This window comes from Providencia sp. PROV116 (assembly GCF_028482485.1).
Lineage (GTDB): Bacteria > Pseudomonadota > Gammaproteobacteria > Enterobacterales > Enterobacteriaceae > Providencia > Providencia rettgeri.
The window spans coordinates 35,019-48,266 of the sequence record NZ_JAMPQO010000003.1 but is presented as its reverse complement, the minus strand read 5'-3'; the positions used below and the strand labels follow the sequence as shown (position 1 = coordinate 48,266).

The following is a 13,248-nucleotide window of genomic DNA, read 5'->3' as shown; positions in this document are numbered from 1 at the left end:
AGTGGGGTAGGAAGATAAATTAAATGGTGCGTCCGAGTAGACTCGAACTACCGACCCCCACCATGTCAAGGTGGTGCTCTAACCAACTGAGCTACGGACGCACTGAGAGACTTGATTTGTGTTAATTTGAAATGGTGCGTCCGAGTAGACTCGAACTACCGACCCCCACCATGTCAAGGTGGTGCTCTAACCAACTGAGCTACGGACGCGCTGAAAATTAACATTGTGTTCACTAGAAATGGTGCGTCCGAGTAGACTCGAACTACCGACCCCCACCATGTCAAGGTGGTGCTCTAACCAACTGAGCTACGGACGCATCTAAAAGTTATCTAGGTGACAACGGGGATGAATATTAACGTTATGAAGTTCATCTGGCAAGGGGAAAATGTATTTTCGTGATAGTTTGCTCGTATTTAAAACTATCTGGTGCGAAATACATCTTCTCCCATAATAAAAAGCTTAAAAAACCGTCGATTAGCGCGCTGAACGAAGTAAAACAACATCCTCGGTCTGCTTATGGATCCACATAATTCGTGTCGCCATTCCTATTGCAGCCGCACTCAAACCAATAATAAAGCCAATCCAGAAGCCTTTAGGCCCCATCGCCGGTGCAATGATATCAGTTAACGCTAAGATATAGCCGGAAGGTAAGCCAAGTAACCAATATGCAGTGAAGGTAATAAAGAAAATAGAACGCGTATCTTTATAGCCACGTAAAATGCCCGCACCAATAACTTGCACAGAGTCTGACAACTGATAAATAGCGGCGTATAACATTAAACTACTTGCTAAAACAACCACCTCGGGGTTTTTGTTATACATCATTGCAATCGGCTCACGGAAGACGGCTGTGAGAACCGCGGTAAAACAAGCAACCATTAAGCCAACAGCAATGCCAGTATAAGATGAAACTTTAGCAGCTTCAGTTGATTTTTGTCCCAAGTTGTAACCTACGCGAATGGTTGCAGCTATTCCTAATGATAATGGGAACATAAACATCACGGAGCTGAAATTCAACGCAACTTGGTGACCGGCTACTGCGACAACACCTAATGGAGCGACTAGCAGTGCAACGACAGCAAATAAAGTGACTTCAAAGAAAAGTGCCAGACCAATTGGCGTACCTAACACAATAATTCGCTTCAAGATTAATGGATTTGGCGATGTGAAAGAGAGTGTAGGGCGAATATCACGCTGTGCAGTAGCACGTTTCACATACCATCTCATCATCAGACACATAGCCCAATACACTGATGCGGTGGCGACACCGCAACCAACACCACCTAAAGCGGGGGCACCAAAGTGACCATAGATAAAGATATAGTTAATGGGAATATTAATCATTAAGCCGAGAAAACCAATCACCATCCCCGGCTTGGTTTTTGAAAGCCCTTCACATTGGCTACGATATACTTGATAAAATAAGTAGCCTGGAGCACCCCACATAATAGCATGTAAAAAACGGACAGATTTATCCGCCAATTCTTTATCAATATGGGGCATATTACTAATAATTAGCTGACTATTATAAAGAAGGCACATAATACCTAAGGCTAAAAGTAGCGCTAACCACAGGCCCTGTTGAATTTGGTCACCAATTAAGTTACGACGACCTGACCCATTCATTTGTGCAACGATTGGGGTTAATGCCATTAAAATCCCTTGGCCAAAAAGAATAGCTGGCAGCCAGATGGAAAAACCAACTGCAACTGCGGACATCTCAATTTCACTAACGCTTCCAGCCATAACTGTATCCACAAACCCCATCGCAGTTTGTGAAAATTGAGCTAAAACGATAGGAATACCAAGTGCCAACAAGCTACGCGCTTCTGTAAAATATTTCTGCACGCATACACCTTTGTAATAAAATCAAGTAAGAGGAAAAAAATTAGAAAAATAAGTGAGTTACTTAAAACTCATTGATTATTAAAAACCGCTCATTCTATCCCGTTTCTAAATAGATTCCAATAATGATATGGTAACAAACTATAAAAGAGCATTTTCAAGCCTAATATATTACTGAATATAAGGTTTATTATCGTGTTGTTTACCACTCAAATAGGATAGATCTCTAAAAATTCTGATGTAAACTGAGTCTATTAATCCACTACACTGAGAATCATTATGTTTACAGGCATTGTTCAAGCGACTGCTCCTATTATTGAAATTACAGAAAGAGCCAACTTTAGAACTCATGTAATGAAGTTTACCCCAGAATTGCTGAAAGGTTTAGAAACAGGGGCCTCCGTTGCGCATAATGGTTGTTGTTTGACGGTAACAAAAATTGATGGCGAAAGAGTCAGTTTTGATCTAATTAAAGAAACCCTGAGATTAACTAATTTGGGGGAATTGCAAGAAGGTGATGTTGTTAATATCGAACGTGCCGCAAAATACGGTGACGAAATAGGTGGGCATGTTGTTTCTGGTCATATTATGACAACCGCTGAAATTAGTAAAATCTTCACATCTGAAGATAACCATCAAATTTGGTTGTCAATTCATGATAAACCATTAATGAAATACATTTTACATAAAGGATTTGTAGCGATTGATGGTATTAGTTTAACTGTCGGTGACGTGATCAATAATCGTTTTTGTGTGCATCTCATTCCTGAAACATTAGAGAGAACAACATTAGGTAAAAAACGTTTGGGTGATAAAATAAATATTGAGATAGATCCACAAACTCAGGCGATTGTTGATACTGTTGAGCGTGTTTTAAATCAAAAAGAACAAGAAAGATTATTACAACAAGCAGAAGAATTGGCTGACGCAGCAAAAACAGAGTAAATAGGCATGCAAAGTAATAACCGTGTTTCGTGCTTGAAAGATAAATAGCGGCATAAACAGTCAGGTAGGCTATAGCAATAATGGTTTATGCTATAGCCTGAATGAAACACGTTCAATCTTTGTTTCTTGAATGTAGGTTATGAAGTTCTATTAAATAAAGATGATTAAAATTCTCAAAAATGACAACTAGCTCTAGCTTTCATTATTAATAGATCATCTTTCACTAAAATTGACAGAAAAGCTGGCGTTATCACGTTCAATTGCTTCAACTAATCGCCTGAAATGAGGGCTATTTTTATGCATCTCTAATGCCTGAGTGTCTTCCCATTCCTCGAAAACAATGTAACCATTCTCTTTAGCCATAAGATCATATTGAATGCATCCTTTCTCTCGGCGGCTTAGTTTTGCTAAGTCACGAACGATTTCTTTCGTTAAATACCCATCCGTCCTTTCTGTTGTAATTTGGGCATACACAACAATACTCATTCCGTTCTCCTTATGTATTAAGAACTATCTTAATGGGTACTTAGTTTTTGTATTGTAAAAAAGCGAATAACTCGATTTTAAAAATGCCGACGGCGTCATAGTAAAGTATCTTTTAAAATCACGGTAAAAGTGGGATTGATCATAATAGCCTGTTTCAAACCAACGGTAGGTGTCTTGTTCTACTACCATACTTTTTAAAACATGTTCTAAGCGACAATTGATCTGGTACCTTTTTGGCGTAATACCGTATTCTTTTAGAAACTCTTTTTGAATGACACGGACATGTAAGCCAGTCTCTTCGGCAATTTCTGTAATTTTTTTAGTTGGGTTACGATATAGCAACTCTAAGATTTCATCTATGAAATGAGGTTTTTTCTTGGCTTTTGTCTTATTAAAACACTCTAACAGCTCTTTAAATGAAGAATTAGCTAAAGCTTCAAACCAGCGGTCTTCCCATATGCCACTCAATGCGATGGGTTTATCCGTATAATTTAGTGTGCTTTGAGGTAGTAAAAAACGTAAGGCATCATGACGAATACGTAATACCATGACTTTAGAATGATTGGGGCTAGCAGTAAACGTATTAACCCTAGGAATAATAAGTTGGTATGAGTCTGCGACTGAGTCACTCTCAGTTGTCATGCAAAAAGCATCTGATGAAACCCAGATTTCAGCACCAGTTCCAGGGAAAATTTTAATAGCCTCTGTGAACTCTTTGATTATCAAAATAGAACTAACAAAGGATTTTAATTCATCTGGTGGATAATACTGTTTTAACATCATTCTTGAGCACTCATTATTTAATGTCGCAATGATAACGTTTTTTAACAAGAAAATTAACCAAGAAATATCTATATCTTAGTAGATGACAAAATAAAAGCCTTATTTTTTAGTGAAATCCGCTTTGAATAAAGAATATTGATGAGAAATATTAGGTTTTGCGAGTTAAGAATAATGGGTTATATAGCAAAATACTTAATGAGTATTACTGTATCCTCACAAGTGCTATAGACTGAAGGAAGGTTTTCTTGAATTCACTAAAATAAAAACCATGCCGATAAGACTCGGCATGATTGATTCAGTAAACTACACTTTATGAATTCGCTTGGCAATCGACTTGCTTAAGAGCTTGATTATTTTTGCTGGCACAACGTTGCATAAAATAGCCAATGGCCATTGGGATAATTGTGACTGCCATGACTCCGGTTGTTGCCAACAATGGGTCGAAGGTCAAGGTAGAAACAAGTAGGCTTGCTAAAAAACATAGCCCTAATTGTAAGGCATTTTGTAAGGCAGCTGCTTTACCGCTCGCACTAGGAAAAGTATTTAGTGCTTTAGATACTGCAATTGGGTAAGAGGCTCCATTCATTGCTGCCATAAAGCAGAATGGGATCAAGATCATGGTTAATGATGGTGTGGTATAGATAGCCATGATAAATAAAATGGACATGCTTAACGCGTAACCAAGAAGTAACAATGGAAATATTGTTTCTGCTCGGATTTTTGCTAATAAAATACGGCAGCCATATCCACCAATAATGAAGGCTAGAGTTTGTGGAATATAACTCAAACCGATATCAGCAGGATTGAAGCCCATATTGCGTAAAATAAAGGGAGAACCTGTTAACCAAGCGAAGAAGCCGGCACTACAGGATGCATAAATTAGTACGTTGCCGCTGAAAACAGGGGAACTGAGTAAGTTTGAGAAAGAAATCTTAGCTTGTGATTGGTTGTCATCAGTTATTGTTTTAACTGAAACATTTTTCAAAAAGAGCGTTGGTAATAAAAGTAATATACCCACCGCCATTAGGATCAGGAAAATTGCTTCCCATGTTTGGTGCTCAAGAACCCATGCACCTAATAATGGCGCTAAAGCAGGGGATAGCGCGACTAGCGGCATAATAGAAGCAAAAACTTTTTGGGTATTTGCTTCATCATAGCGGTCGATAACTAGTGCTTGCCATAAAACAGCCGCGGAGCAGACTCCAACCGCCTGTAAAAAACGTAGTGTTAATAGCTGTGTTGCGGTTTCCACCCAATAAATAGCTAAGCTACTTAAAATGAAAATAGTTAAGCCCACAATGAGAACAGGCTTACGGCCAAGTTTGTCTGATAATGGCCCCCATAATAGCTGAGCAAAGGCAAAACCAGCTAAAAAGATACTGAGAGAAGCACTGATCGCGCCTTCGGATGTATGCAGGGTGTCTTGCATAGCACCAAATGCAGGTAAATACATATCAATGGCTAAAAACCCCAGCATGCTAAGTCCTGCAAGGTACACCATAAATCCAGGGGAATTTTTTTTCACAGTATTCGACATAATTATTACTTATCTGATATTTAAAAAAATGTTAATGATAACGCCATTGTATAGGCTATTTTTTTAGGTTGTGAAACGGTAATATTTGGATCTTGCTATCAAAATTTTTGAAAGGAGAGGTTATGTGGTCTGCGCATGCACTCGAAGTGATTGATGCAGTTGCTCGAACTGGAAGTTTTAGTGGTGCTGCTGAAGAATTGCACCGTGTACCTTCTGCAATCAGCTATACCGTTAAGCAAGTTGAAGAATGGCTTGCGGTTCCTCTATTTGAGCGCCGACATCGTGATGTTGTGCTAACAGAAGCTGGGGCAATATTTATTAAGGAGAGCCGTTCTGTTATCAAAAAAATGACAGATACTCGTCACCAGTGTCAGCAGGTTGCGAATGGCTGGCGTGGTCAATTTAGTATTGCTGTTGATTGTATTGTCAAACCACAGCGGACAGAACAGCTAATTCTTGATTTTTATCGTCATTTTCCTGATATCGAACTCTTTATTCATCCAGAGGTGTTTAATGGGGTGTGGGATGCACTTGCTGATGGGCGTGTAGATGTTGCGATTGGTGCGACTCGAGCATCTCCAATTGGTGAAAGGTATAGTTTCCGTGATATGGGTTTTATGTCGTGGATGTGTGTTGCAAGCCCAGAGCACCCATTAGCCAGAATAGGTGAAAAACTGACCGATGATCAAATGAGAGAGTACCCTAGTTTGTGCCTTGAAGATACTTCACGTAACCTACCCAAACGTGATACTTGGGCTCTTGATAACCAGCGTCGGCTTGTTGTGCCTTACTGGGAAAATGGCTTAGCTTGTTTAGTTAACGGGTTATGTGTTGGGATGGTACCTGAGCATCGAGCGGCTCCGCTTTGCGAAAAAGGCCAATTAGTTGAACTATCATTAGCGCAGCCTTTTCCACCCAGTCCTTGCTGTTTAACTTGGGTGGAAAATAATACATCACCAGCGCTCAGCTGGGTGTTAGATTACCTTGGCGATAACGAAACGCTTAACGCAGAGTGGCTTTCAACCTAGTTATTCGTACTATCGGCGGTAATCGATAAATGGACCATCCGCAACAGAACGACGTTCTACAAGGCGAGGGTGGACTTCGATTGTTTGAGCATCTTCGCGCTTATTGACGATACGATCGAGCAGCATTGTGAAGGCCATTTGCCCTAAACGCTCTTTGGGTTGGTGGATTGTGGTCAATGCCGGTGTAAAATAGCGCGCATTTCGCACATTATCATAGCCAATGATTGAAATGTCTTGTGGAACACGTAATCCCATTTCATCAGCGGCACAAATTGCTCCCATTGCCATGATATCACCACCACAAAATACAGCGGTAGGGCGCTGTTTATGGCTTAAAATTTGCGTCATTGCTTTATAGCCAGACTCAGGTTCGAAATCCCCCTGAACTATCCATTCTTCTTTTAGTGTAATTTTGGCCTCTTCCATTGCTTTTTTGAAGCCAGTTAAACGCCCAATACCTGTATTTCTTTCAAGTGAACCAGGGATCACTCCAATATCGCGATGCCCACGGTCAATTAAATAGCGACCTGCTAGGTATCCACCATGGAACGAGTTATCAATAATGCTATCTGTAAAATCGCCACGAGAAGTTCCCCAGTCCATGACTACCATTGGGATATTGCGGTAATCTTCTAGCATACCAATTAAGGTATCAGGGTACTCGGAACACATCACAAGTAAGCCATCAACGCGCTTTTGTGCTAGCATCTGTAAATACGCTTTTTGTTTTCCCAAATTGTTATGAGAATTACAAAGAATCAGCGTATAGCCTTTTTCATAACAGCTATTTTCAACAGATTCGATCACCTCAGCGAAGTAAGGCGCTTCACTGGAAGTTGCTAACAACCCAATTGACTTTGTGTGGTTAACTTTTAAACTACGGGCAACCGCACTTGGCGAATAATTGAGCTCTTTAATTGCAGCCCAAACCGCAGCCTTAGTGTCATCAGCTACAAAGCGCGTTTTATTAATAACATGGGATACGGTTGTGGTAGATACGCCAGCGCGCTTCGCCACATCTTTAATCGTTGCCATGGGGGAAAAAAACTCCTGACCAATAACCGGTCTCTATAAGAATTCTTGTTAAAAAATTACCTGCATATTGATGCATTGATCCTTTGCTGGCAATAATTTAGCGATTTGTTGTCGATTTTGTCTGATCTAGCGCAAAAACGAAAGAAATAATTGATGTTATAACATGTGATATAGACACTAGTTTTACTTTTTTGTATATGTATACTTAATAACCTTTGTTATTTCATGGTTATTTATTAATTCAATTACATTAGAATGAGAGGAACTCATGGATACAGATGTTAAATATGGATTGCTTGCTGCGCTGGGCTCATTAGCATTAATTATCTTTCTTGCTGCGCATATTTTCTGATTTTATTTCAGCCTTGAGTAGGGTGAATTTAAAAGGGCGAGTATATCTCGCCCTTGCTGTATCTAAACTTAGCAACAAGCAGAAATTGTTATGCTAAATTTTCTTCCACAAATTTCCAGTTAACCAGAGCCCAGAAGTTTTCTAAATATTTAGGGCGAGCGTTACGGTAATCGATATAGTAAGCGTGCTCCCAAATATCAACAGTTAACACGGGCTTATCATCACCAGAAATAGGTGTTGCAGCGTTAGATGTATTCACTATAGCAAGGCTATCATCCGCTTTTTTCACCAGCCATGTCCAACCTGCACCAAAGTTTTTGGTTGCTGCATCAGTAAATTGAGCTTTAAATTCAGCGAAAGAACCGAATGATTTATTGATTGCATCAGCAACTATACCTGTTGGTTCACCACCTGCATTTGGCGCTAAGCAATTCCAATAGAAAGTGTGGTTCCAAACTTGTGCTGCGTTGTTAAAAACTCCGGCTTCAGAAGTTTTGATAATTTCTTCTAAAGATTTTCCTTCAAAGTCAGTGCCTTTGATTAGGTTATTTAAGTTAACAACGTACGTGTTATGGTGCTTACCATAGTGATATTCTAAGGTTTCAGCTGAGATATAAGGTTCTAAAGCATCTTTTGCATACGGTAAAGCGGGTAGTTCAAATGACATTGCGTACTCCTTGATTGCTTTTATATCAAAATACTTAGGGTGTTTGCTCTTAAAATGAGCGAAATAGTCGGTTACTGCTTATCATTAGAGTTTCGCCTATTGGCGATATGATATTTAATATATTAATGATAACACGTTAAACCTTACAAAGGTAAAGGTAATAGTGTTACTCAAATGTTAACAAATAAATAGGGGAGTTACACATAAAAATCATATAGATATTGCGAATGGATGACCTGAATATATCAAATATGCATTTTTAACTAGAAATAGCTGCTTGTTTGACTTAGGTAAATAGAAGATAGAAAAGATGCCTTTTTGCTTTTTGGAATGCTATAGTAATGCCCCTATAAAACTGGCATATTGTATGAAACAATTCAGTTTCTTATTATATCAGTCAATGTATTCTGTTAAGTTGCAGTAGACTCTCAGTTACCGGCTGACTGCAAACCTGCATCTTTGTTTTAAGGAAGTTAAAAATGACAACTATTGAAAGAATTGAGCGCCAAATTAAAGAAAACCCAATTTTATTATATATGAAAGGCTCTCCTAAACTTCCGAGCTGTGGTTTTTCTGCTCAAGCAGTACAAGCTCTGTCTTCTTGTGGTGAGCGTTTTGCTTATGTTGATATCTTACAAAACCCAGATATTCGCGCTGAATTGCCAAAATACGCAAACTGGCCGACTTTTCCACAATTATGGGTGGATGGTGAGCTGGTCGGTGGCTGTGATATCATCATGGAAATGTTCCAGCGCGGTGAGCTCCAGTCTCTAATCAAAGAAACTGCGGATAAATATCGTCCAGCAGATGAAGCTAGTGCAGACTAAATTAAGCCTCAAATAAAAGACGTAAGAACCGTATTTGACGAAGGCATTTTACTTTACATCAAATACGGTTTTTCTGTCATAGTGATTTACTAAAAGATTATTGACTGTCTTCAATAATTGGCCAACCACCCAATTTTTTCCACTTATTAACGATTTCACAAAATAGCAAAGCCGTGCGATTAGTATCATACAGTGCGCCATGAGCTTGTTTACCATCGAATGGGATACCCGCAGAAACACAAGCTTTTGCCAGAATTGTTTGACCAAATACAAGGCCACTCAGTGCCGCAGTATCGAAGGTAGCAAATGGATGGAAAGGATTACGTTTTAAACCTGCTCGTTCGGCTGCATTCATCACAAAGCTGTGATCAAAATTAGCATTATGAGCGACAATAATTGCACGATTACAATCTGTATTTTTCATGCCTTTGCGAATGACTTTAAATATTGCATGAAGGGCGTCATATTCGCTAACAGCACCGCGTAGAGGGTTTGTTGGATCAATTCCTGTGAAGGCAAGAGCGGACGGTTCAAGATTCGCCCCTTCAAAAGGTTCTACATGAAAATGTAATGTTTCATCCATGGAGAGCCAGCCGTCTTTATCCATTTTTAAGGTGATGGCAGCAATTTCTAACAGGCCGTCAGTTTTTGCATTAAACCCACCAGTTTCAACATCAATAACGACAGGATAGTATCCCCTAAAGCGGTTCACTAGGGCGTTTGGATTGTTTTTTTCAGACATTAGGACTTTCGATTTTAGTTTTCTAGTTGGATGACATTATGCCAAAACCAGTAAAAATTTGCAGGTAAACGGTGATAGAAGTTTAGGTGCTAAGTTAGGTACCTAAACTTCTAAATCATATCGCGAATTAATGGCCTAAGCCTTTACTTGCGCTTTTGTTTTCGATCAGTTCAATTTTATAACCATCAGGATCTTCCACAAATGCAATCACAGTGGTTCCGCCCTTAACAGGGCCCGCTTCACGTGTGACGTTTCCACCTGCGTTACGGATATCATCGCACGTTTTTGCAACATCATCGACGCCTAGGGCGATATGACCATATGCATTACCCATATCGTATTGGTCAACACCCCAGTTATAGGTCAACTCTATTACGGCGCCTTCACTTTCGTCGCTGTAACCAACAAACGCGAGAGAGTATTTATACTCTGTGTTTTCACTCGTTCTTAATAAGCGCATGCCTAACACTTTTGTGTAAAAATCAATAGAACGCTGCATATCAGTAACACGTAACATAGTATGGAGTAAGCGCATTTTAAACCTCTTAGAATCAGCCTGAATCGATTTACCTATTAATATAACGTGCTTAAATTAATAAATACAATGATTACAGTTTGTTTTTTGAACAAATAATGGTAATACTCATTTTTAGGAGTATATCACAGATTTATGGTGATTTTTTCTTTTGAAGGGGAAACTTATGGCTGAACAACTTGAATTTTTTGAGATCCCCAATCCTTGCCGTGGTATTTGTCAAAGTAATGAGCAAGGTTATTGTCGAGGTTGTTACCGCACTCGTGATGAACGCTTTAATTGGCTAAAATTCTCTGATACTGAAAAACGAAATGTACTTCGTTTATGTCACCAACGCTATTTAAGAATATTAAATAAAAAACCAGATCAAGAAAAAATCATCGATAAGCAACAACGACTCTTTTAATCCTCAGCTTCTTAAATTTCATTAGAAATAAAACAAATGTTTTATTTCTAATGTAAATTAATTCAACTGGAATTAATGATAAGCTATTTATTTCTTGGTTTATATTTCAATGAAATTTTATTTATTAAAAATTGGTATAGGTTAAATCAAAATGGCTGTAATTAACATGATTTTAAGATTAACTATATTCACTTGTTTTTTAATGGTTTATTTGCCATTGTTTTTTTTATTGTTATTCATGACTACTATAAGAGGTAAATTAGATAGATCAAAAAGGAGAGTGCGGCTATTCTTATTAATAAGATAATTGATAGGTTATCTTATTAAGCCTAGGTTGAGATAATGGATGAGTTTGCGAAGTATTAATGGGCGTTATACCACATAATAAACCAGTCATTATAACTAGAAATAGGTATTTAATAGCTAATGTATAAATAAAAAGTTGTAAATATAAAAGGAAATTAATATATAATTCAAAAAATAATATGAAGACGGTATGTTTTTTAGACATTATAATTATATAAAGGAGGGTAAATTGGAATCACAAATTGGGACAGAGTTATCACGTGTTGTTCGCATGTGGAGAGCATTAATCGACTATCGTTTGAAGCCTCTTAAACTTACACAGACACATTGGGTTACATTACATAATATAAGTCAACTACCACCTGAACAATCACAAATACAGTTAGCGAAAGCGATTGGTATTGAACAGCCTTCATTAGTAAGAACTCTAGATCAGTTGGAGGAAAAAAAACTTATTTCTAGGCATACTTGCACAAATGATAGGAGAGCTAAAAGAATAAAATTAACTGAAGAATCTGAACCTTTTATTAAAACTGTAGATCAAGTCATAAATAATACGCGTCTAGAAATATTGAATAACATTAGCCAAGATGAGCTTTATCAGTTGTCACAATTACTTCTGAAGCTTGAAAAGAATATTTTAAGACTACAAAATGATTCTTGATGTAAAAATAATATGACTAGCTAATAAATGATATGCTAATTATTAAATTGGCAATAAAAATAATTGGTTCATACAATTTTTATAGGGTAATAATAGAATGAGCAATCACACTCGGTTATTGTTCTTGTTGAATGATTTATGTGAAATATAATTAAGGTTGTAAATTGTATGTCTCGACGTTGCTTTTGTTTTTTTAATTAGCTAATTCATTGGTGTGTATTAATTAATAACAAACAATTGATTAGAGGGGATAAGCTAAAATAAGTTTATTGGTTTGAAAGCAAGGCATTTATGTGTAAACAAGAAATTACATTATTTAAAAGCCATGCATGATAAATATAAAATATGATTATAAAACATAAAGTTATTATATTATTCAGTAATATTTTTATAAGAAATGCTCACCGGCAATAGCCGGTGAGCATACCTAATTTAGTAACCGTAAGATTATCGAGGAGATACAGTAACGGTATTTCCGCTATTTGCAATCATAACGCGTTGACCATTACGGAAGGTGTTTGGGTCTTGTTTTTGAACTACAACAATGTTTTTGCCGCTATCGAGGCGGATTTCTAATTGAACACCTTGGCTTCTATTTAATGCGCCTTGAGCTTCTTGGCCAGCTAAGCCACCAGCGATAGCACCCGCAGCAGTTGCTAATGTGTTACCTGTCCCACCACCGATAGTGTTACCTAATAACCCACCAAGTACTGCACCACCAATGGCTCCAATTACGTTGCCGTCTTCACCAGCTTGAATAGTCACAGGGCGAGCATTCAGAACAGTACCATAAGTCACCGTCTGTACCTGTTTCGCATCCTTGGCTGAAATAGTATCACCAGAAAGCGTACTGGTATTGACACAGCCTGATAAAGCTGCAACTGCTACAACACCTACAAAAACTTTCTTAAGCATAAGAACTCCTATGAGATTTGCTGTCTGTGGCACTAACATAGCATCGTATATTTGTTTTCACCATAAACACAACAAGTATCAAAATAATGGTATTAAAAAGCGATGGTTAGATTACCGATATTGATTTAAATAGAGTGTAAACACTAGGTAAAATATCTCAAATTCGCGATTATTT

The 13,248-nt window shown here is 38.0% G+C and carries 14 protein-coding genes and 3 tRNA genes; 5 read left to right on the top strand and 12 right to left on the bottom strand.

Features of this window, described 5'->3' with window-relative positions; genetic code table 11:
• Nucleotides 1–24: 24 nt before the first annotated feature.
• The 4 genes from PSE72_RS03200 to PSE72_RS03185 form a co-directional block, all read right to left on the bottom strand.
• A tRNA-Val gene (locus PSE72_RS03200) sits at nt 25–101 on the bottom strand.
• Between the two features lie 31 nt (nt 102–132).
• Nucleotides 133–209, bottom strand: a tRNA-Val gene (locus PSE72_RS03195).
• 30 nt (nt 210–239) lie between these two features.
• A tRNA-Val gene (locus PSE72_RS03190) sits at nt 240–316 on the bottom strand.
• Nucleotides 317–474: 158 nt separating this feature from the next.
• The gene (locus PSE72_RS03185; protein ID WP_004910423.1) at nt 475–1,848 is read right to left on the bottom strand and encodes an MATE family efflux transporter; all 1,374 of its coding nucleotides are present in this window, start codon (nt 1,846–1,848) and stop codon (nt 475–477) included.
• A gap of 276 nt (nt 1,849–2,124) precedes the next feature.
• On the opposite strand from PSE72_RS03185, the gene PSE72_RS03180 reads away from it, so the two are divergent.
• Nucleotides 2,125–2,790, top strand: coding sequence for a riboflavin synthase (locus PSE72_RS03180; RefSeq protein WP_004910425.1), 666 nt, complete (start codon nt 2,125–2,127; stop codon nt 2,788–2,790).
• 213 nt (nt 2,791–3,003) lie between these two features.
• Here the strand turns inward: PSE72_RS03180 and PSE72_RS03175 are convergent, their stop codons facing one another.
• The 3 genes from PSE72_RS03175 to punC form a co-directional block, all read right to left on the bottom strand.
• Nucleotides 3,004–3,276, bottom strand: coding sequence for a putative quinol monooxygenase (locus PSE72_RS03175; RefSeq protein WP_004910428.1), 273 nt, complete (start codon nt 3,274–3,276; stop codon nt 3,004–3,006).
• Between the two features lie 24 nt (nt 3,277–3,300).
• Nucleotides 3,301–4,059, bottom strand: a complete 759-nt coding sequence (locus tag PSE72_RS03170; RefSeq protein ID WP_226537834.1) for a helix-turn-helix transcriptional regulator — start codon at nt 4,057–4,059, stop codon at nt 3,301–3,303.
• Between the two features lie 310 nt (nt 4,060–4,369).
• The gene (gene punC, locus PSE72_RS03165; protein WP_198641216.1) at nt 4,370–5,596 is read right to left on the bottom strand and encodes a purine nucleoside transporter PunC; all 1,227 of its coding nucleotides are present in this window, start codon (nt 5,594–5,596) and stop codon (nt 4,370–4,372) included.
• Between the two features lie 122 nt (nt 5,597–5,718).
• On the opposite strand from punC, the gene punR reads away from it, so the two are divergent.
• Nucleotides 5,719–6,624: a DNA-binding transcriptional activator PunR gene (punR, locus tag PSE72_RS03160; protein ID WP_115167370.1), complete on the top strand. Its 906-nt coding sequence runs from the start codon at nt 5,719–5,721 to the stop codon at nt 6,622–6,624.
• Nucleotides 6,625–6,633: 9 nt separating this feature from the next.
• On the opposite strand, the gene purR is transcribed toward punR, so the two are convergent.
• Nucleotides 6,634–7,659: an HTH-type transcriptional repressor PurR gene (purR, locus tag PSE72_RS03155; RefSeq protein WP_004910435.1), complete on the bottom strand. Its 1,026-nt coding sequence runs from the start codon at nt 7,657–7,659 to the stop codon at nt 6,634–6,636.
• Nucleotides 7,660–8,099: 440 nt separating this feature from the next.
• Nucleotides 8,100–8,678, bottom strand: a complete 579-nt coding sequence (gene sodB / locus PSE72_RS03150; protein ID WP_115167369.1) for a superoxide dismutase [Fe] — start codon at nt 8,676–8,678, stop codon at nt 8,100–8,102.
• A 479-nt stretch (nt 8,679–9,157) separates the two neighbouring features.
• On the opposite strand from sodB, the gene PSE72_RS03145 reads away from it, so the two are divergent.
• On the top strand, nt 9,158–9,505 hold the full coding sequence (locus PSE72_RS03145; RefSeq protein WP_004910439.1) for a Grx4 family monothiol glutaredoxin: 348 nt from the start codon (nt 9,158–9,160) through the stop codon (nt 9,503–9,505).
• A gap of 97 nt (nt 9,506–9,602) precedes the next feature.
• Here the strand turns inward: PSE72_RS03145 and rnt are convergent, their stop codons facing one another.
• Both rnt and gloA read right to left on the bottom strand, forming a co-directional pair.
• Nucleotides 9,603–10,247 carry a ribonuclease T gene (gene rnt, locus PSE72_RS03140; protein WP_004910441.1) on the bottom strand — a complete coding sequence of 215 codons (645 nt, stop codon included), beginning with the start codon at nt 10,245–10,247 and terminating at the stop codon, nt 9,603–9,605.
• 127 nt (nt 10,248–10,374) lie between these two features.
• The gene (gloA, locus tag PSE72_RS03135; RefSeq protein WP_004910442.1) at nt 10,375–10,782 is read right to left on the bottom strand and encodes a lactoylglutathione lyase; all 408 of its coding nucleotides are present in this window, start codon (nt 10,780–10,782) and stop codon (nt 10,375–10,377) included.
• A gap of 166 nt (nt 10,783–10,948) precedes the next feature.
• Between gloA and PSE72_RS03130 the strand changes: the two genes are divergently transcribed.
• Nucleotides 10,949–11,188 carry a DUF1289 domain-containing protein gene (locus PSE72_RS03130; protein WP_115167368.1) on the top strand — a complete coding sequence of 80 codons (240 nt, stop codon included), beginning with the start codon at nt 10,949–10,951 and terminating at the stop codon, nt 11,186–11,188.
• Nucleotides 11,189–11,723: 535 nt separating this feature from the next.
• A complete protein-coding gene (gene slyA, locus PSE72_RS03125) occupies nt 11,724–12,158 on the top strand; it encodes a transcriptional regulator SlyA (RefSeq protein ID WP_109911336.1) in 435 nt (144 codons plus the stop codon).
• A gap of 447 nt (nt 12,159–12,605) precedes the next feature.
• On the opposite strand, the gene PSE72_RS03120 is transcribed toward slyA, so the two are convergent.
• Entirely contained in the window at nt 12,606–13,073 is a 468-nt protein-coding gene (locus PSE72_RS03120) for a glycine zipper 2TM domain-containing protein (RefSeq protein WP_004910448.1), read from the bottom strand.
• Nucleotides 13,074–13,248 lie beyond the last annotated feature (175 nt).